This window comes from Micromonospora sp. WMMD998 (assembly GCF_029581235.1).
Lineage (GTDB): Bacteria > Actinomycetota > Actinomycetes > Mycobacteriales > Micromonosporaceae > Micromonospora.
The window spans coordinates 2,002,021-2,020,329 of sequence record NZ_CP120740.1 but is presented as its reverse complement, the minus strand read 5'-3'; the positions used below and the strand labels follow the sequence as shown (position 1 = coordinate 2,020,329).

Genomic DNA, 18,309 nt, shown 5'->3' with positions numbered 1-18,309 from the left:
ACCGGCGGGTAGGTTCGCGGCGTGAGCGTTCCAGTGAGCACCGATCCCGGCCGTGTCGGCTTCGATCCCGCCCGGTTGGCGCGCATCGACGAGCACTTCGCCCGCTACGTCGACGACGGCCGGCTCGCCGGCTGGCAGATCGTGGTCACCCGCCGGGGCGAGGTCGCCCACTCCACGACGTACGGGCTGCGCGACCGGGAGGCCGGCACGCCGGTCGAGGCGGACACGCTGTGGCGGATCTACTCGATGACCAAGCCGATCACCTCGGTCGCCGCGATGATGCTCTGGGAGGAGGGCCGGTTCGAGCTGACCGACCCGGTCAGCCGCTGGCTGCCGGAGTTCGCCGACGTCCGGGTCTACGACAAGGGTTCGGTGCTCAAGCCGTACACCGTGCCGGCGACCGAGCCGGTCCGGATCTGGCACCTGCTCACCCACACCGCCGGCCTGACGTACGGCTTCGCCCAGGTCTCGGTGGTCGACGGCCTCTACCGGGCGGCCGGCTTCGACCTGGGCGTGCCGGCGGGGGCGGACCTCGCCGCGGCGTCGGCCGGCCTGGCCCGGCTGCCGCTGCTCTTCCAGCCCGGCACGAGCTGGAACTACGGCGTCTCCACCGACGTCCTCGGCCGCCTGGTCGAGGTGGTGTCCGGGCAGTCGCTCGACGCCTTCTTCACCGAGCGGATCCTCCGTCCGCTCGGGATGACCGACACCAGGTGGTGGGTGGACGCGGCGGACGCCAAGCGGCTGGCCGCGCTCTACACCCCGCACCCGGCGACCGGCCAGGCGGTACGCGCCGACAAGATCGGCCGGGCCGCGCTCGCGGAGCCGGGCTGGCACTCCGGCGGCGGCGGGCTCGTGTCCACGGCCGCCGACTACCACCGCTTCACCCAGTGCCTGCTGCGCGGCGGCGAGCTGGACGGGGTCCGCCTGCTCGGCCCCCGCACGCTGCGCTTCATGACCCGCAACCACCTGCCCGGCAACCGGGACCTCGCCTCGTTCTCGCCGGAGGGGTTCAGCGAGACCGTCATCGACGGGATCGGCTTCGGGCTGGGCTTCGCCGTGGTACTGGACCCGGTGCCGGCACGGGTGCCGAGCAGCGTCGGCCAGTACTACTGGGGCGGCATGGCCAGCACCGCGTTCTGGGTGGACCCGGTGGAGGAGGTCACCGCGCTGCTCTTCACCCAGCTCATGCCGTCGAGCGTCTATCCGCTGCGCAGCCAGTTGCGCCAGCTCGTCTACTCGGCGCTCGTCGACTGACGGCTCCGGCCGGTTCGGCGGAACGGCACCCGGGCGGCCCCCCGCTGCCTAGCCTGTGAGGCATGAGCGACATCGTCGTGTTCGGCGCGGGTGGGACGGCGGGCTCCCGGATCGCCGCCGAGGCGGCCGAGCGGGGCCACCGGGTCACCGCCGCCGTCCGCCGGCCGGAGGCGGTCGGCTACCTGCCGCCCGGCGTCCGCACGGTGACCGGCGACGCGACCTCGGCGCGGAGCGTACGCGAGCTGGCCGAGGGCGCGGACGCGCTGGTGGTGGCGATCGGCGGCGGCGAGCGAGAGCTGTGGCGCGACGCCGCCCGGACGCTCGTCGACACGCTGCGCGACCTGCCCGACCCACCCCGGGTGATCCACGTCGGGGGTGGCGCGACGCTCCTCACCCCGAGGGGCACCCGCTATCTGGACGAACCTGACTTCCCGGCCGACTACCGCGACTCGGCCGAGGGTCAGGCCGACGCACTGGAGTTCTACCGCTCCAGCGCCGACGGGGTGACCTGGACGTACGTCTCCCCGCCACCGCTGGAGTTCCACCCCGGTGAGCGGACCGGGCACTACCGCACCGGCACCGACCAGCCGGTGACCGACGCGCAGGGCCGCTCGGTGCTCACCTACGAGGACCTGGCCGTGGCGATCGTCGACGAGATCGAGAACCCGAGGTTCGGCAACGCGCGGTTCACCGCCGCGTACTGATCCGGTCAGTCGGCGAGCCGGGCGGGGAAGCCGCCGGTGGCGATCGGACCCCAGGACTCGATCGTCACCCGGATCAGCGACTTGCCCTGCGCGACCATGGCGGCCCGGTATTCGTCCCAGTCCGGGTGCTCGCCGGAGATGCTGCGGAAGTAGTCGACGAGCGGCTCCACCGCCGCCGGCAGGTCGAGCACCTCGGCCACGCCGTCGACCTGCACCCACGGGCCGTCCCAGTCGTCGGAGAGCACGCACGCCGAGACGCGCGGGTCACGGCGGATGTTCGTCACCTTGGCCCGCTCCGGGTAGGTGGAGATGACCAGCCGTCCCTCGGCGTCGACGCCGCAGGAGACCGGCGAGGACTGGGGGCGGCCGTCGGCGCGGGTGGTCATGAGCACGACGCGGTGCCGGGGGCGGAGGAACTCGGTCAGGGCGTCCCGGTCGACCCGGGTGTTGCGCGCGATGCTGCGTGGCATGCCTCGGTTCTACCAGGCCGGCGGGCGGATCTCAGCGCGGGCGGGCGGCGGCCCGGCGCGGGGCGACCTGCTCGGGCACGCGCGGGCGGGCGGTGGGCCGCCAGGCGCGGCCGTTGGCATAGATCACCCGGAAACCGAGGTACGCGGCGAGCGGCGCCCAGTGCGCCGAGCCCATCCGCAGCTCGGCGGCGTTGTGCCGATGCCCGTTGGCCAGCACGTCGAGCAGCACGGTCTCGAAGGCGGCCGACTCGACCCAGTCCACGTCGCGGGTGAACCCGCAGATCAGCGCGGCGCCGGTGACGTCGAGGAAGCCGCGGAGCGTGGCGTCGGAGGCGCGCAGCACCGAGCAACTGCCGAAGTAGAGGCGCCGACCCTCGCAGCGGCCGGCCATCCGCTCGGCCACGTCGGACAGCTCGACCGAGTCCCAGTCGGTGAGGCAGAGCCGGCTCGGCTCGCCGTGCATGGCGAAGAAGCCGACCCGGTGGTCGGCGTACTGCTTCAGCAGCCAGCGGTCGAGGAAGTAGAACAGCTCGTCCCGGGTGGCGGCGTCCTTGTGGATGTAGCGGATCCGGCCCAGCCGTTCGAGCAGTTCGAGCGTGGGCAGGACAGACCCCCGCTCGTTGAGGTCGCGGTGCCACTGCCCCTCGACGCAGAACACGCCGCCACGTGCCAACGCCCACCTCCCCGCGCGCGGGTCGCCGCCCGGGTCGGTCCGGGGCCCGGGAGCTGACGTTACCCGCCCCTCCCGCAACCGCCGAATGTGAACAATTTCCGCTTATCGCCACGAAAACGCTCACAGGGTGTCACGGTGAGGAGGAATTCACTTTCTCACCGGGAGGCTCCTGTGCGCGTCAACACCCTGAAGCGGGCGGCCGTCGCGTTCGCGCTGGCCCTGCCCGGGGCCGCCGTCGCGACCGTCGTCGCCGCGCCGCCGGCCCACGCCGACGGCTGCTACACCTGGCCTCGCACCCTCACCCAGGGACGATCGGGCGCCGACGTCCGCGAACTCCAGATCCGGGTGGCCGGCTGGGCCGGGTACGGCGACATCGTCCACATCGATGGTCGGTACGGCCCGGAGACCGCCGCCGCCGTCAAGCGCTTCCAGGCCGCGTACGGGCTGCGGGTCGACGGCATCGCCGGCCCGCAGACGTACGCGAAGATCTACGCCTTGCAGGACAACGACTGCACGCCGAAGCACTTCAGCTACGCCGAGTTGGACAACGGCTGCGGCACGGGCGGGTGGAGCGGTGGTCCGCTCTCGACGTCGGCCACCCGGGCGAACGCGCTGCGCGCCATGTGGAAGCTGGAGGCGCTGCGCCACAGCCTCGGCGACAAGCCGCTCTACGTCACGAGCGGATTCCGCAGCGTCGCCTGCAACCGGAAGGTCGGCGGCACCGCCGGCAGCCAGCACCTGTACGGCAACGCGGCCGACCTGATCTCACGCAGCCGGACGCTGTGCGAGGTCGCCCGGTCGGCCCGCGACCAGGGCTTCAGCGGGATCTTCGGACCCGGCTACCCGGACCACGGTGACCACGTGCACGTGGACTCGCGCCGGGAGAACAAGCAGGACGGGCTGGCCAACACCACCGACTGGTCGGCCTCGGACTGCGGCGTCAACTGATAAGGCGGGGCCCCCGGTTAACGCTTTATGCATAGGCGGGGGCCCCGCTTAACACCGCAGCCGAGCGGCGGTCGGTCAGCTCGCCCGGGGCCAGCTCGGGCGGGTGGCGGGAGCCGGCCGGCCGGCGGCGGGACGCGGTCCGGGCCGTACCGGCGGCGCGGCGACTCGCGGGACGGGGCCGCGTGGCGCCTGCCCGGCGGCCGGCCGGGCGGCCGGAACGGCGGCACCCGGCCGGCCCGCCTGACCCGCGCCCGGCCGGGCAGTCTGGGGCGAAGCCGGTCGGGCCGCCTGCGCGATGCCGGGCCGGGCCGCCTGGCCGGCACCCGGTCGGGCCGACGGGCCAGCGCCGGGTCGGGCCGACGGGCCGCTCAACACGAACGGGAACGGCACGTGCACGAACGGGTTGCCGTGCCGGATCAGCGCGTCGATCTGACGCTCGTTGAGACCGTGGGTCTCCAGCACCCGGCGCCCCCAGCGGTGCAACCGGCAGGGGAACGCCGCCCCGTCGTTACGGCACTTCGGCCCCGCGGGCCATTCCTCGGCGGCGTGCACCACCACCGCCCGCACCGCGAGGCGGACGTCCTCGGGGGTCAACGACGCCGGTACCGGCACGTCGCCCAGGATCTGGTCGATGGGATCCCTCGACTGCTCACCAACTCGCACGGCAGGCCTCCCGCAGCTCGGCAGCGGTGCGGCGGACCGGCCGCACCACATCCTCGCCCACTGGTACGGCCGGACACCGGCGACAGTTCAATCGCGCCACGCGGTGAGCAGTTCCTCGGGCCCGAGCGCGATCACGCCGTCGACCGCACACCCGTTCCGCACCACGCCGACGACCGGCGGGCGATCGTCGGCTCCCGGCAGTCGGGCCCGGTGTTCGTACGCGCCGCAGATCTTGGAAGCTCCCGGCCCCTCCAGGGGCCCTCCCCTTCCAAGATCTCCATCCAGGCACACTGATCATGAAGTTAACGGCGACAAAACGGGCAGCGCGGTGGGGGTGGGGTCACACCAGGTCGGCGTCCTGCACCAGCAGCGCCACCTGCACCCGGTTGTTCAGGTCGAGCTTGGCGAGCAGCCGGGAGACGTACGCCTTCACGGTCGCCACGCTCATGAACAGCTCGGCGGAGATCTCCGCATTGGTCCGCCCCCGACCCAGCAGCAGCGCGACCTCCCGCTCCCGCTCGGACAACCCGTCCAGCAGCCGCACCGCCCGCTCCCGTTTCGGATCCGGGCCGGGCGCCGGCGCGGCGCCGGTGACGTGCGCGATCAACGTGCGGGTCACCGCCGGGGACAGCGTCGCCTCCCCCGCCGCGACCCGGCGCACCGCCGCCACGATCTCGGCCGGCGAGGTGTCCTTGAGCAGGAAACCGCTCGCGCCGGCCCGCAACGCCCGCAGCACCTGCTCGTCGGCGTCGAACGTGGTCAGCACCAGCACCTCGGGCGGGTCCGCCGCCGCCCGCAGCGCCTCGGTCGCGGCCAGCCCGTCCACCCGGGGCATCCGGATGTCCATCAGCACCACGTCCGGGGCGTGCGCGGCGACCGCCGCGGGCACCTCCGCGCCGTCGGCGGCCTCGCCCACCACGTGCAGGTCGGGAACGCCGCCGAGGATCATCGACAGCGCGCCCCGGACCAGCGGGTCGTCGTCGACGATCAGCACCCGCACCGGGCTCATGCCGAGCTGACCGGGCATGCCCTCACGGCCCTCGCTCCGCTCGGTGCGTTCGTTCATGCCGAGCTGACCGGGCATGCCCTCACGGCCCTCGCTCCGCTCGGTGCGTTCGTTCATGCGGGAGCCCAGGGCAGCCAGGCGGTCAGCCGGAAGTCGCCGTCGGCGTCCCGGCCGTGGTCGAGCCGCCCGCCGGCCAGGGTGACCCGCTCGGCGACCCCGACCAGCCCGGTGCCGGTGCCGGGGATCGACGTGACCGGTCCACCCACCGGCCACGGGTTGCTGATCTCGACCGCGAGCCCGTCGCCGGGAGCGCCGGACAGCCGGACCTCCACCACCGCGCCCGGGGCGTGCTTGCGGGCGTTGGTCAGCCCCTCCTGCACGATCCGGTACGCGCTGCGCCCGATCGCCACCGGCACCGCGGCCGGCTCGGTCACCTCGTCGACCACGCTGACGCGTACCCCGGCGTCACGACTCTCGGCGACCAGCGCGGGCACGTCGCCGAGCGTCGGCTGCGGCCGTTCCGGGGTGGCCTCGGAAGGCACCTCGGCCCGCAGCACACCGATCACCTCACGCAGGTCCTGCAGGGCGGCGTGCGCGCTGGCGCGGATCACGCCGGCCGCCCGGGCCACCTCCTCCGGGGGCGCGTCCGGGCGGAACTCCAGCGCCCCGGCGTGCAGGCTGAGCAGCGAGATCCGGTGGGCGAGCACGTCGTGCATCTCCCGGGCGATCCGGTCGCGTTCGAGCCGGCGGGCCTGGTCGAGTCGGAGCTGCTGCTCGGCCTCCGCCCGCTCGGCGCGGTCGCGCAGCGACACCACCAACTGGCGGCGGGCCCGGACGAACAGCGCCCAGGCCACCGCGATGCCGATGAACAGCGCGGTCCAGGCCACGGCAGCCCAGGGCGGCAGCGCCGGGGAGGGACGTAGCATCTCGTAGGGCAGCGCGGTGACCACGTTCCAGCCGACGAGCGCCAGCCCGATCGGCAGCGGCCGGTGCACCAACACGGTGAAGAGCACGACCAGCAGCACCACTCCGCCGGTGATCGAGAAGAGCGTCAGCGGCGCGGTCGCCACCGCCAGCCCCACCGGCCAGCGGCGGCGCAGCCAGAGCCCGCCGGTGGCCAGCAGGCCGGCGACCAGGTCCACCCCGATCAGCCAGTCCGGGCCGGCGTTCAGCGCGAAGTCCGGGCTGCCGCTGACCGCGTCGTCGTGGGCGATGAGCACCCAGCCCAGCGAGATCAGGAACAGCAAGCCGTCGACGAACCAGTCCCGCGGGGTCCGGCGGGCGGACCGGGCGGGCACCAGGGAGCCCGGCAGGAGCCAGGGATGATCGGGTGCGACGGCGCTGCTCACCTGCCCAATGCTAGGGAGCCGACCGGACCGACGCCCAGCTACCAAAGTCGACGCCTAGGGTGAACCGAGGTCGGTGCCGGCACCGACCGCCGGCCGCAGCGGGCGGCCGGGTGGCCCCGGCAGGCTTCTCGGCATGATTGACGTCGACCACCTGACCAAGCGGTACGGCCCGCACGTCGCCGTCGAGGACGTCACGTTCCGGTGCGAACCGGGCACGGTGACCGGTTTCCTCGGCCCCAACGGTGCCGGCAAGTCCACCACGATGCGCATGATCTGCGGGATGACGCCGCCCAGCTCGGGCGGGGCCACCGTGGCCGGCCGGCCCTACCGGCAGCTACCGAACCCGGGGCGGGAGATCGGGGTGCTGCTCGACGCCTCGGCCCAGCACGCCGGGCGCACCGGCCGGGAGACGCTCACCCTGGCCGCCCGCACCATGGGCGTGGACCGGGAGCAGGTCGCGGCGAAACTCGACCTGGTCGGGCTGAACGGCACCGCCGCGCGGCGGCGGGTCGGCGCGTACTCCCTGGGCATGCGGCAGCGGCTCGGCCTGGCGGTGGCGCTGCTGGGCGACCCCCGGGTGTTGATCCTGGACGAGCCGGCCAACGGCCTCGACCCGGAGGGCATCTACTGGATGCGCGGCCTGCTGCGCGACTACGCCGACCGGGGCGGCACCGTGCTGCTCTCCTCGCACCTGCTGCGCGAGGTGGAGGCGGTGGCCGACCGGCTGGTGGTGATCGGCGGCGGCCAGGTGGTCGCCCAGGGCGGCAAGGACGAGTTGCTGGCCGGCGCCGGCACCCTGGTCCGCGCCCGGGACCAGCACGCGCTGCGCCTCACCCTGGACCGGGCCGCGCTGCCGGCCACCGCCGGCACCGACGGCGGCTTCGTCGTCCGCGCCGAGCCGGGAGCCGTCGGTCAGGCCGCGGCCGACGCCGGGCTGGTCCTCACCGAGCTGCGTCCGGCCGGCACCGGCGGGCTGGAACAGCTCTTCCTCACCCTCACCGCCGGCTCGTCGACCAAGGAGGCCGTCCGATGACCACCGCCACCACCACTCCCACCGCCGCCCAGGCGCGGCACGAGCCGGTCACCGCCGGCCCCTCGCTGGCCCGGCTGACCGAGGTGGAGCTGCGCAAGCTCGCCGACACCCGGGCCGGACGCTGGCTACTGATCACGATCGGCCTGATCGCGGTCGCCATCGTGGTGGTGCAGCTCTTCGTCACCGACGCGCCGGAACAGACGTTCGCCGCGTTCTTCGCCCCGTCGCTGCTGCCGGTCGGGCTGCTGCTGCCGGTGCTGGGCATCCTCTCCATCACCGGCGAGTGGTCGCAGCGCACCGCGCTGACCACGTTCGCGCTGGTGCCCCGCCGGGAGCGGGTGATCGTCGCCAAGCTCGCCGCGGTGGTGCTGGCCGCGCTCGGCTCGGTGCTGGTCAGCCTCCTCGTCGCCGCCGCCGGAACGCTCGCCGCCAGGGCCACCGGCGGGGCCGGCGCCTGGACGTTCGACTGGCAGATGCTGCCGCACGCGGCGGTGTTCCAGGTGGCGAACGTGCTGCTGGGCGCCGGGTTCGGCCTGCTGCTGCTGAGCACGCCGCTGGCGATCGTCACCTACCTGCTGCTGCCGACCGTGTGGAGCGTGCTGGCCGCGATGATCGAAGGGCTGCGGGAGCCGGCCCGCTGGCTGGACACCACCGCCACGATGGAGCCGCTGCTGGGGTCGGACGTGACGGCCGGGCAGTGGGGCCGGCTCGGCGTCTCACTCGCCGTCTGGGTGTTCCTGCCGCTTGTCGCCGGGCTGATCCGGACGCTGCGCCGCGAGGTGTCCTGACCGTCGCGGTCCTCAGGCGACGACCACCACCACGGCCAGCGCGGCGAAGGCGGCGGAGAGCGCCGCGCCGGTCCACCGCCGCCACGGCGGCGCCCCGGCGACGGCCGGCAGCCCGCGCCAGCGACGGACCGCGAGCGCCGCGGCGACCCCGGTCAGCGCCGCACCGAGCGGCCAGAGCCAGCCGGGCACGATCGACCAGTCGCCGAGCCGGTGGCCGAGGGCGAGGTAGAGCACCGCCCAGACGGCGGCGGAGAGCACGGTGAGCCGGTCCGGTCCGCGTCGGGCGGTGCTCCACAGCGACAGGCCGCCGAGGAAGGTGAACGCCAGCGCCAGGATCGCGCCGATCCAGCGGGGCAGACCTCTCGACTCGCTCGCCGCGTCGCCACGGACACCGAGCAGCCGCAGGCCGAGCGCGTCGACGTCGCGGGCGGTGTTGCCGAGCACCACGATCCCCCGGTCGGCGGTGCGGTCGTAGCCGACGTACGCCCGGAAGCCACCGGTGCCGCCGTTGTGCCAGACGATCTCCCGGTCGCCGTACCGGCTGGTGAACCAGCCGTAGCCGATCCGGCGCCCGCCCTCGTCGGCGAAGCGGGGGGTGGCGGCGTCGACCCCGGGCGCGGTGCCGGCGAGCATGCCGGCGATGAGCCGGGCCAGGTCCCCGGCGGTGGACCAGACGCCGACGCCGGCCGGGGCGTAGCCCGCGCCCAGCCACTCCTCGACGGGCCGGCCGCCGGCGGTGGCGCCCTCGGCGCGGCCGGCGGGCAGCCCGGCCCGGTCGGTGGCGACCACGGTCGCGGTCATGCCCAATGGGCCGAGCACGTCGCGTCGGACCAGCTCCGGGTAGCCGACACCGGCCTGCGCGGCAAGTCCCTGGCCGAGCAGCGACGGGCCGAGATTGGAGTACGAGACCGTGCCGCGCTCGCCGTCCCGCTCGGTGCCGGCGGCGTCGGCCACGACCTTGTCCACGTCGTCACCGGCGTACGCGTTGCCGGCGGTGACCGACGCCCACCAGTTCCGGGCAAGCGCGGCCGGACCGGTCGGCAGCCGGGGCAGCCCGGAGCGGTGGCTGGCCAACTCGGCGAGGGTGGCCGCACCGGCCGGGCCGGTCACCTCGGGCAGGACGCTGCGGAGCGGGTCGTCGGGGCGGACCGCGCCGGCCGCCACCCGGTGGGCCAGGAGCATGCCGGTGAGCGGCTTGCCGACCGAGCCGATCTCGAACGGGGTGCCCGGCTCGACGGCCGGCCCGCCGGGCGCCCGGTCGCCGAGGCCGGCGACGCGGACCCGACCGCTCTCGATCGAGGCCACCGCGAGGCCGCGCCAACCCCGCGGCTCGTCGACGGCGGCGCGGACGGTCGCGGCCAGGTCGGCGTCGCCGGTCTGTCGCGGGCCGAGTTCCGGGGCGCGGGGCATCAGGCCGGTCGCGGCGGCCCCCGCGACGAGGCCGGCGACGACGGTGAGGACGGTCGGGGTACGCATGGTGCTGCCTTCCGTCGGGGGTGGGTAATCGGTCAGCGGCGGGCGGCGGTGAGGATGGCGAGCAGCGGCACCACCCGCTCGGGCGGGATGTCGTAGTGCCCGCGGGCCCCGCTGCGCAGCCAGCCGGCGGCGGCGAGCTGCCGCAGGTGGTGGTGGAGTTGCCCGGTGGTGCCGAGGCCGTCGAGGTCGGCCAGCTCGGCGGTGCCGTGCCGGCCGCCGAGGATCTCGCGCAGCAGTCGCAGCCGCACCGGGTGGGCCAGCGCGGTGAGCGTGCCGGCCAGCGCCGGCCAGTCACCGTCGAGCAGGTCGTCGACGCCGGCGCCGTACTGCCAGTCGTAGTGCCGGTCGGCGGTGCGCACGGTGCCGGTGTAGAGCACCGCGCCCGCGCTGTCGGTGGGCAGCCGCCGCTTGAGCCCGTCGAGCGCCCAGAACACGTCCTCCGGGTCGGCCGCGCCGGCCGCCGCGACCGGTGCCGTCGCCCGGTCGGCGGCCAGCCGGGCCACCTGGGCCTCCAGGGCCGCCAGTCGTTCCTCCACGCTCGCCATGACCCAAAACTACGCCAGTACGTAGTTACGTGCAAACGAAGAAAGCCCCGACCCGCGCATCAGACCGAACCGTTCGGGCATGTTCTTCGTACAGACCAGTGGGTCGTGGGCGCGCAACTCGGAGGCACAGTGTCAGTGGTTCGGACTGATCCATTCGCGGGGGCGATCCTCCAGGTGGGCGTGCTGGCGGCGCTCGCCGGCACCGTCGGCCTGGGCCGGGCGGGCTGGGCGGCCGGCCTCGCCTACGGGATGGTGCTGCTCGCCGTGCTCGACCGTGGCCGACGCCGCTCGGGCGCGGACCGGCTCGGACCCGCCGACTGGGTGACGCTGGTTCGGGCGACGCTGGCCGGCGGCGTGACCGCGCTGGTGGTGGACTCGTTCAGCCGACCGATCGCGGTTCCGGCGCTGGTCGGGCTCACCGCGGTCGCGCTCTCCCTCGACTGGGTCGACGGGCAGGTGGCCCGGCGCACCGGCACGGTGAGCGCGCTCGGCGCCCGGTTCGACATGGAGGTCGACTCCTTCCTCGTGCTGGTGCTCTGCGCGTACGTGACCGGCCAGGTGGGACCGTGGGTGCTGGTGATCGGCGCGATGCGGTACGCCTTCGTCGCGGCCGGCTGGGCGCTGCCCTGGCTGCACGGTTCGTTGCCGCCCCGCTACTGGCGCAAGACCGTCGCCGCGACCCAGGGCATCGCGCTGGCCGTGGTGGCGGCCGGGGTGCTGCCGGCGCCGCTGGCCGTCGCGGTGCTCGTCGGCGCGCTCGCACTGCTCGTCGAGTCGTTCGGCCGCGACGTGTTCTGGCTGTGGCGGCACCGCGCCCGAGCCGTCCGACAAGAGCTCGCCCGTCCGGCGGCCGTCCGCCCGGCGGCCGTGCGTTCGGAGCCCGCCCGTCCGGAGGTCGCGCGCCCGGAGGTCGCCCGTCCGGCGGCGATGCGTGCTCCCGTGCCGGCGGCTCGCCGAACCGGCTGGGAACCCGGCGCCCCCGTGCTTGTCGGCCGCGCCGAGGTCGGCGGGCGGCGCTCGTGACCGGCGCCGACGCGACCGTGCCCGACGCCACCACGGGCCCGGTCGACGGCACCGCGGGCCAGGCCGCCGACCTGGGTGGCCGGCACCGCCGGATCCGATCGGTGGCGGCCACCGTGCTGGCCGCCGGGCTCGTACTTGTCGCACTCGTCGCGCCGACCGACGTCAACGACCTCACCCCCGCCGCGTTCCTGCGCATCCCGGTGGAGGGGCTGATCGCGGTCGCCCTGCTCCTGGTGCTGCCGCCGAAGCCGCGCCGGATCGTGGCCACCGTGCTCGGCGCGCTGCTCGGCCTGGTCCTCGTCCTGAAGATCACCGACCTGGGCTTCTCGACCGTCCTGGACCGCCCCTTCGACCTGATCTCCGACTGGGCTTTCCTCGCCGCCGGCGCGGAGTTCCTGTCCGAGTCGTACGGGTCGGCCGCCGAGGTGGCCGCCGTGGCGGTGGCCGTGGGCGCGGTCCTCGCCGTACCGGTGCTGGTGGCGCTGTCGGTGCGGCGGCTCGCCCGGGTGGTGGCCGGCCACCGGGTGGTGAGCGCCCGCGCCGCCGCCGCGCTCGGCGCCGTCTGGGTCGCCTGCGCCGTGCTCGGCGCGCAGATCGTGCCGGGGCTGCCGATCGCCGCCGACACCGTCGCGACCGGCGTGTACGACCGCGGCCGGCAGGTGAACGCCGGCCTGCACGACCAGGAGCGGCTGCGTACCCAGCTCGCCGGCGACCCGTTCCGGGACACCCCCGGCGACCAGTTGCTGACCGGGCTGCGCGGCAAGGACGTCCTGGTCGCGTTCGTGGAGAGCTACGGCCGGGTGGCGGTGGAGGACCCGGAGCTGGCCCCGGAGGTGGACGCCGCGCTGGACGAGGGGACCCGGCGGCTGGGTGCGGCCGGCTACGGCAGCCGCAGCGCGTTCCTCACCTCGTCCACCACCGGCGGCGGCAGTTGGCTGGCCCACGCCACGCTGATGACCGGCATCCGGGCCGACAACCAGCTCCGCTACACCAACCTGGTGCACAGCGACCACCTGACGCTCAACGGCGCGTTCAAGCGCGCCGGGTGGCGGACCTCGCTCGTCATGCCGGCCCTCACCCGGGCCTGGCCGGAGGCCGACTTCTTCGCCGCCGACCAGGTCTACGGCGCGAACGACCTGGGCTACCGGGGGCCGACGTTCAGCTTCTCCTCGCCGCCGGACCAGTTCACGCTCGAGGCGTTCCAGCGCGCCGAGCGGACGCCCGGGCACGCCCCGGTGATGGCCGAGATCCCGCTGCTCTCCAGTCACATCCCGTGGACGCCGGTGCCGAAGCTCGTCGACTGGGACTCCCTCGGCGACGGGTCGGTCTTCCAGGGCACCAACCACGCCGACCGCGCGGACGAGGGCACCCGCAGGGCGTACCGGAATTCGATCGTGTACTCGCTGCGTACCCTGGTCTCCTACGTGGAGCGGTACGGCGACGACGACCTGGTCCTGGTCTTCCTCGGCGACCACCAGCCGGCCCGGGCGATCACCGGGGAGGGGGCCGGCAAGGACGTGCCGATCACCATCGTGGCCAAGGACCCGGCCGTGCTCGACCAGATCTCCGGCTGGCGCTGGCAGGACGGCCTCAACCCCGGCCCGGACGCCCCGGTGTGGCCGATGGAGGCGTTCCGCGACCGGTTCCTGCGGGCCTTCGGACCGCAGTCCACGACTCACAGTTAGGAACGTCGTGACGGTGCTCGCACGGGCCTGGGGGATCACCAGGTCCCTGGCCATCTACCACGGTCAGCCGGCCAAGCACCGGCGGGCCCGCGCCCTCTACGGCCGGTTCCTCTCCCCCGGCGACCTCGGCTTCGACATCGGCGCCCACGTCGGCGGCCGGGTACGCACCTGGCGGCGGCTGGGCGCGCGGGTGGTCGCGGTCGAGCCGCAGCCCGACTGCCTGCGGGTGCTGCGGCTGGCCTTCGGGCGGGACGCCCGGGTCGTGATCGAACCGACCGCGGTCGGCGCCCGATCCGGGCGGGCCCGGTTGGAGCTGTCGTCGGCGACGCCGACGGTGTCCACCATGTCGTCGTCCTGGATCGACTCGGTCACCGCCGACCCGAGCTTCGCCGGGGTGCGGTGGGACCGGTCGGTCGAGGTGCCGGTGGTGACGCTCGACGACCTGATCGCCCGGCACGGCGTACCGGCGTTCTGCAAGGTCGACGTGGAGGGCTTCGAGGTCGACGTGCTGGCCGGGCTGAGCCGGCCGGTGCGCGGGCTCTCCTTCGAATACCTGCCGCCGGCGCACGACGCCGCGCTCAGCGCGCTCGACCTGGTGGAGCGGCTGGGCGCGCGGGCGGGCGGCTACCGCTACAACTACTCGCCGGTCGAGACGATGCGCTTCGCCGCCGACGAGTGGCTGGACGCCGCCGGCCTGGTGCGGCTGCTGGAGGCGTACCGTCCGGCCGGTCGCTCCGGCGACGTCTACGCCCGGTTGGCGTCGGCCTGATCTAGGCTGGCGGCCATGGCTCGCTACGCCGCCCTGCTGCGGGGCGTCAACGTCGGCACCACCCGGCTGGCGATGGCGGACCTGCGCCGCGTCGTCGCCGACCTCGGGCACACCGACGTCAAGACCTACCTCCAGAGCGGCAACGTGGTCCTCAGCAGCCCGCCGGCCCGCGCCGAGACCCTGGCCGAGGGCATCGCGAAGCGGCTCGCCGACGAGCTGGGCCTGCGGGTGCCGGTCCTGGTCCGCGACGGCGGCGAGCTGGCCGCCGTGGTCGCCGCCAACCCGTACGCCGGACGTCAGGACGACCCGACCCGGGTGCTCGTGACGTTCCTGTCCGCCGCGCCCGAGCCGGCGCGGGTCGGCGAGCTGGCGGTGCCGGCCGGCGAGGACCTGGAGTACGCGGTGACCGGCCGGGAGGTGCACCTGCACTACCGGACCGGCAACTACGGGCGGACGAAGTTCACCACCGCGTACCTGGAGAAGAAGTTGGGCGTGGTGGCGACGGCCCGCAACTGGAAGTCGGTGCTGGCCCTGCGCGACCTGACCGCCGACTGAGCGCGGCTGTCCACCGACAACCACTAGCATTGTCGGTCATGAATATCAGGAGCATCACCCGCTCGCGACCCGGGCGGCTGATCACGGCGGTCGTGCTGACCGTCACCGTCACCACCCCACTCGTGGTGACCAACGCGGCGTCGGCGGCGGCCACCCTGACCGTGGCGCAGGCGCTCGCCGCCCAGGACGGCCGCACCGCCACCGTCGCCGGCTGGGTCGTCGGCCAGCCCACAGCCACGACCACGGTGATCACGTCCGGCTACACCGCGGACACCGCGATCGCGATCGCCGACCAGGCCGGCGAGACCAGCACCGCCCGGATGCTGTACGTGCAGGTGACGGCCGCCTGGCGGAACAGCTTCGGGCTGCTGACCAACCCGTCCCTGCGGGGTCGGCAGGTTACCGCCACCGGCACCCTGACCGCCTACTTCGCCCACGGCGGCCTGAAGAACCCCAGCACGATGAGCCTGGGCGGCGGCGCCACGCCGAGCCCCACCACCTCGTCGAGCGCCTACTACGCGGCAGCCGCCGGCAAGACCGGGCCGGCGCTGCGCACCGCCCTGCACACCATCATCAGGACGCAGACCCGGCTCACCTACGACCAGGTGTGGGAGGCGCTCAAGGACACCGACCAGGACCCGGCGAACCCGGCCAACGTCATCCTGCTCTACAGCGGACGCTCACAGAGCAAGACCGCGAACGGCGGCGGCGTCGACGACTGGAACCGGGAACACGTCTGGGCCAAGTCGCACGGTGACTTCGGCACCGCCACCGGACCCGGGACCGACGTGCACCATCTGCGACCGGAGGACGTGTCGGTCAACTCGGCCCGCGGCAACAAGGACTTCGACACCGGCGGGAGCGCGGTCGCCCAGGCGCCCGGCTGCTACACCGACGCCGACTCGTTCGAGCCCCGCGACGCGGTGAAGGGCGATGTCGCCCGGATGATCCTCTACATGGCGATCCGGTACGAGGGCGACGACGGCTGGCCGGACCTGGAGCCGAACGACTCGGTGGCCAACGGCAGCACGCCCCGGCTCGGGCGGCTGACCAAACTGCTGGCCTGGCACGACCAGGACCCGCCGGACGCCTTCGAGCAGCGCCGCAACCAACGCATCTACGAGCGCTGGCAGGGCAACCGCAACCCGTTCGTCGACCACCCGGAGTGGGCGCGGGCGATCTGGGGGTGACGGATGTCTCAGATGTGAGGATGCCCCCCGATCGGGTAGGTAGACCGGGTGGCACGACCCGGGAGCCGCCACGTGAAAGCGCTTCCGGGCCCCCGAACGATCGGAGATGAGACACGACATGGGCATCAGCGTTCCGGACATCTCGCTCAACGACGGCAACTCCATCCCGCAGCTCGGCTTCGGGGTGTTCCAGATCGACCCCAAGGACACCGCCCGGGCGGTCGGCACGGCGCTGGAGGTCGGCTACCGGCACATCGACACCGCGCAGATGTACGGCAACGAGGCCGAGGTGGGGCAGGCGGTACGCGCCTCCGGGCTGGACCGGGGCGACGTCTTCGTCACCAGCAAGCTCAACAACGGCTTCCACCGCCCGGACGACGCCCGCAAGGCGTTCGAGCAGTCGCTGCACGAGATGAAGTTCGACTACCTCGACCTGTTCCTGATCCACTGGCCGCTGCCCACGCTCTACGACGGCGACTACGTCTCCACCTGGAAGGTGCTGGAGGAGCTTCAGCGCGACGGCAAGGTCAAGTCGATCGGCGTGTCCAACTTCCAGGTGTCGCACCTGGAGCGGCTGGCCGCCGAGGCGGACGTGGTGCCGGCGGTGAACCAGATCGAGGCGCACCCCTACTTCGGCAACGAGGAGGTGCGGGCGTACGACCTGTCGCACACCATCCTCACCGAGGCGTGGTCGCCGATCGCGCAGGGCAAGGTGCTCGACGACCCGACCGTGGTCGACGTCGCCGAGCAGGCCGGTCGGACCCCGGCCCAGGTGGTGCTGCGGTGGCACGTGCAGCGCGGCGACATCGTCTTCCCGAAGTCGACCACGCCGAAGCGGATCGAGGAGAACGTCGGCATCTTCGACTTCACGCTCGACGACGCCGCGATGGAGCGGCTCACCGCGCTGGACAAGGGCGAGGCCGGTCGGCAGGGCCCGAACCCGGACACGTTCGACTACGTGCCGAGCTGAGCAGTGCCGGAGGAGGGGCCGACGCGGCCCCTCCTCCGCGCCCTGCGGCGGGCCGACCCCCGTCAGATCCGACCCGCCGAACCCTGCGCCCAGCCATTGCATACCGGCACATCCATCGAGTGGTAATGATTCGATCCTGCTCGAACGGTGCCCCCGCGCCGGCCGGCGCCCCGGTACGCTGCGAGCGTGATGGTCGCGCGGTTGGACGGCCTCAGCCTGTCCCGGCTCCGGCTGGCCGCCTCGCCGGTCGCCGAGGCGACGCACTGGATGCGGGTCGCCCTGACCCGGTCCGGGCACCCGGTCCACGGCGACCCGGGTCCGGTCGCCCGCGCCGCGCTGCGCCACCCGGACACGGCACTGGCGGCGCAGTTGCTCACCCCGGTCGGCCAGCCCGGCTACATGCCGGACCTGCTCACTCCGAAGCCGGCGTCGGGTCCCTCGGCGACCGTCCTGGAAAGACAGTTCGCGGCGATCGCGGCCACCCCGGCCGAGCAGGTGGCCGCGCAGGTCGCGGCCCGCTACGGCCGCCGTCCGGCGCCTGCGACGGTGCGGGCCGCGGTGGCCGACGGCACACTCGCCACGCGGGTGTCGGCGGGCCTGCGCCGGTTCTGGCAGGAGGCCCTGGCCGACCGGTGGCCGCAGGTGCGCACGCTGCTGGACGCCGAGCTGGCCGAGCGGGCCACCCGGATGGCCGCCGGCGGGGTCGGTAGCCTGCTCGACGACCTGCACCCGACGATCCACTGGACGGCCGGGGCGCTGACGGTCGAGAGCCGGTTCCGCACCGAGACGACGCTGTCCGACACCGAGGTGGTGGTGACCCCCTCGGTGTTGGCCTGGCCGCAGGTCACCGTGCAGCTCTGCGACGCCCGGGACGCCGTGCTGACCTACCCGGCTGCCAGTCCGCCGCCCGGCCGCCGGGGACGCCTCGGCGACCTGGTCGGGGTGAGCCGGGCCGACATCCTCGCCGATCTGGACGTGCCACGCTCCACGGGTGAGCTGAGCCGGCGGCACCACCTGGCGCCGGCCACCGTCTCCTACCACCTGGGCGTGCTGCTCCGCTCCGGCCTGGTGCGCCGCCGGCGGGACCAGCACCTGGTGCTCTACCAACGCTCGACCTCCGGCGACTCGCTGGTCGGCCGGCCGCTGGTCGGGGTTTGACTTCGCGCGCGCTCGAAGGGGCAGGCTGGCGGAAACGCTCCGACGGGGAG

19 protein-coding genes are annotated in these 18,309 nt (G+C 74.1%); 12 read left to right on the top strand and 7 right to left on the bottom strand.

From position 1 onward, the window contains the following. Window positions 1–21 precede the first annotated feature (21 nt). Both O7619_RS09615 and O7619_RS09610 read left to right on the top strand, forming a co-directional pair. Window positions 22–1,254, top strand: coding sequence for a serine hydrolase domain-containing protein (locus tag O7619_RS09615; protein WP_282287089.1), 1,233 nt, complete (start codon window positions 22–24; stop codon window positions 1,252–1,254). Between the two features lie 62 nt (window positions 1,255–1,316). Continuing rightward, window positions 1,317–1,958 (top strand): NAD(P)H-binding protein, encoded by a 642-nt coding sequence (locus O7619_RS09610; RefSeq protein ID WP_282287087.1) that lies wholly within the window; start codon window positions 1,317–1,319, stop codon window positions 1,956–1,958. Window positions 1,959–1,963: 5 nt separating this feature from the next. Here the strand turns inward: O7619_RS09610 and O7619_RS09605 are convergent, their stop codons facing one another. After that, window positions 1,964–2,428, bottom strand: a complete 465-nt coding sequence (locus O7619_RS09605) for a PPOX class F420-dependent oxidoreductase (protein WP_281584693.1) — start codon at window positions 2,426–2,428, stop codon at window positions 1,964–1,966. A gap of 31 nt (window positions 2,429–2,459) precedes the next feature. Next, window positions 2,460–3,101 (bottom strand): hypothetical protein, encoded by a 642-nt coding sequence (locus tag O7619_RS09600; RefSeq protein ID WP_282287085.1) that lies wholly within the window; start codon window positions 3,099–3,101, stop codon window positions 2,460–2,462. Between the two features lie 171 nt (window positions 3,102–3,272). Between O7619_RS09600 and O7619_RS09595 the strand changes: the two genes are divergently transcribed. After that, on the top strand, window positions 3,273–4,049 hold the full coding sequence (locus O7619_RS09595) for a D-Ala-D-Ala carboxypeptidase family metallohydrolase (RefSeq protein WP_282287084.1): 777 nt from the start codon (window positions 3,273–3,275) through the stop codon (window positions 4,047–4,049). Between the two features lie 75 nt (window positions 4,050–4,124). Here O7619_RS09595 and O7619_RS09590 read toward each other — a convergent pair whose 3' ends face one another. The 3 genes from O7619_RS09590 to O7619_RS09580 form a co-directional block, all read right to left on the bottom strand. Further along, entirely contained in the window at window positions 4,125–4,712 is a 588-nt protein-coding gene (locus O7619_RS09590; protein ID WP_282287082.1) for a hypothetical protein, read from the bottom strand. Window positions 4,713–5,052: 340 nt separating this feature from the next. Further along, window positions 5,053–5,721 (bottom strand): response regulator transcription factor, encoded by a 669-nt coding sequence (locus O7619_RS09585; RefSeq protein ID WP_282288748.1) that lies wholly within the window; start codon window positions 5,719–5,721, stop codon window positions 5,053–5,055. Window positions 5,722–5,831: 110 nt separating this feature from the next. Continuing rightward, window positions 5,832–7,067: a histidine kinase gene (locus O7619_RS09580; protein ID WP_282287080.1), complete on the bottom strand. Its 1,236-nt coding sequence runs from the start codon at window positions 7,065–7,067 to the stop codon at window positions 5,832–5,834. 133 nt (window positions 7,068–7,200) lie between these two features. On the opposite strand from O7619_RS09580, the gene O7619_RS09575 reads away from it, so the two are divergent. Next, window positions 7,201–8,100 carry an ATP-binding cassette domain-containing protein gene (locus tag O7619_RS09575; protein ID WP_281584699.1) on the top strand — a complete coding sequence of 300 codons (900 nt, stop codon included), beginning with the start codon at window positions 7,201–7,203 and terminating at the stop codon, window positions 8,098–8,100. Then, entirely contained in the window at window positions 8,097–8,888 is a 792-nt protein-coding gene (locus tag O7619_RS09570) for an ABC transporter permease (protein ID WP_282287076.1), read from the top strand. The genes O7619_RS09575 and O7619_RS09570 overlap by 4 nt, the downstream gene beginning before the upstream one ends. A gap of 12 nt (window positions 8,889–8,900) precedes the next feature. Here O7619_RS09570 and O7619_RS09565 read toward each other — a convergent pair whose 3' ends face one another. Both O7619_RS09565 and O7619_RS09560 read right to left on the bottom strand, forming a co-directional pair. Continuing rightward, window positions 8,901–10,364, bottom strand: coding sequence for a serine hydrolase domain-containing protein (locus O7619_RS09565; RefSeq protein WP_282287074.1), 1,464 nt, complete (start codon window positions 10,362–10,364; stop codon window positions 8,901–8,903). A gap of 32 nt (window positions 10,365–10,396) precedes the next feature. Beyond that, window positions 10,397–10,909 carry a helix-turn-helix domain-containing protein gene (locus tag O7619_RS09560; RefSeq protein WP_282287073.1) on the bottom strand — a complete coding sequence of 171 codons (513 nt, stop codon included), beginning with the start codon at window positions 10,907–10,909 and terminating at the stop codon, window positions 10,397–10,399. Window positions 10,910–11,083: 174 nt separating this feature from the next. Between O7619_RS09560 and O7619_RS09555 the strand changes: the two genes are divergently transcribed. The 7 genes from O7619_RS09555 to O7619_RS09525 all read left to right on the top strand — a co-directional run bounded on the left by O7619_RS09555 (window position 11,084) and on the right by O7619_RS09525 (window position 18,259). After that, a complete protein-coding gene (locus O7619_RS09555) occupies window positions 11,084–11,932 on the top strand; it encodes a CDP-alcohol phosphatidyltransferase family protein (RefSeq protein WP_282287072.1) in 849 nt (282 codons plus the stop codon). After that, the gene (locus O7619_RS09550) at window positions 11,929–13,617 is read left to right on the top strand and encodes a sulfatase (protein WP_282287071.1); all 1,689 of its coding nucleotides are present in this window, start codon (window positions 11,929–11,931) and stop codon (window positions 13,615–13,617) included. The genes O7619_RS09555 and O7619_RS09550 overlap by 4 nt, the downstream gene beginning before the upstream one ends. A gap of 7 nt (window positions 13,618–13,624) precedes the next feature. After that, a complete protein-coding gene (locus O7619_RS09545; RefSeq protein ID WP_282287070.1) occupies window positions 13,625–14,386 on the top strand; it encodes an FkbM family methyltransferase in 762 nt (253 codons plus the stop codon). 15 nt (window positions 14,387–14,401) lie between these two features. Then, window positions 14,402–14,941 carry a DUF1697 domain-containing protein gene (locus tag O7619_RS09540; RefSeq protein ID WP_282287069.1) on the top strand — a complete coding sequence of 180 codons (540 nt, stop codon included), beginning with the start codon at window positions 14,402–14,404 and terminating at the stop codon, window positions 14,939–14,941. 38 nt (window positions 14,942–14,979) lie between these two features. Then, on the top strand, window positions 14,980–16,131 hold the full coding sequence (locus tag O7619_RS09535) for an endonuclease (RefSeq protein ID WP_282287068.1): 1,152 nt from the start codon (window positions 14,980–14,982) through the stop codon (window positions 16,129–16,131). A gap of 118 nt (window positions 16,132–16,249) precedes the next feature. Then, window positions 16,250–17,101 (top strand): aldo/keto reductase, encoded by an 852-nt coding sequence (locus O7619_RS09530; protein WP_282288747.1) that lies wholly within the window; start codon window positions 16,250–16,252, stop codon window positions 17,099–17,101. Between the two features lie 189 nt (window positions 17,102–17,290). After that, window positions 17,291–18,259: a DUF5937 family protein gene (locus O7619_RS09525; protein WP_282288745.1), complete on the top strand. Its 969-nt coding sequence runs from the start codon at window positions 17,291–17,293 to the stop codon at window positions 18,257–18,259. Window positions 18,260–18,309 lie beyond the last annotated feature (50 nt).

Coding starts and splice junctions, on each gene's coding strand:
- O7619_RS09575 (WP_281584699.1), top strand. CDS start 7,201: ATGATTGACGTCGACCACCTGACCAAGCGGTACGGCCCGCACGTCGCC.
- O7619_RS09535 (WP_282287068.1), top strand. CDS start 14,980: ATGAATATCAGGAGCATCACCCGCTCGCGACCCGGGCGGCTGATCACG.
- O7619_RS09560 (WP_282287073.1), bottom strand. CDS start 10,909: ATGGCGAGCGTGGAGGAACGACTGGCGGCCCTGGAGGCCCAGGTGGCC.
- O7619_RS09565 (WP_282287074.1), bottom strand. CDS start 10,364: ATGCGTACCCCGACCGTCCTCACCGTCGTCGCCGGCCTCGTCGCGGGG.
- O7619_RS09570 (WP_282287076.1), top strand. CDS start 8,097: ATGACCACCGCCACCACCACTCCCACCGCCGCCCAGGCGCGGCACGAG.
- O7619_RS09530 (WP_282288747.1), top strand. CDS start 16,250: ATGGGCATCAGCGTTCCGGACATCTCGCTCAACGACGGCAACTCCATC.
- O7619_RS09540 (WP_282287069.1), top strand. CDS start 14,402: ATGGCTCGCTACGCCGCCCTGCTGCGGGGCGTCAACGTCGGCACCACC.
- O7619_RS09610 (WP_282287087.1), top strand. CDS start 1,317: ATGAGCGACATCGTCGTGTTCGGCGCGGGTGGGACGGCGGGCTCCCGG.
- O7619_RS09585 (WP_282288748.1), bottom strand. CDS start 5,721: ATGAGCCCGGTGCGGGTGCTGATCGTCGACGACGACCCGCTGGTCCGG.
- O7619_RS09525 (WP_282288745.1), top strand. CDS start 17,291: ATGGTCGCGCGGTTGGACGGCCTCAGCCTGTCCCGGCTCCGGCTGGCC.
- O7619_RS09605 (WP_281584693.1), bottom strand. CDS start 2,428: ATGCCACGCAGCATCGCGCGCAACACCCGGGTCGACCGGGACGCCCTG.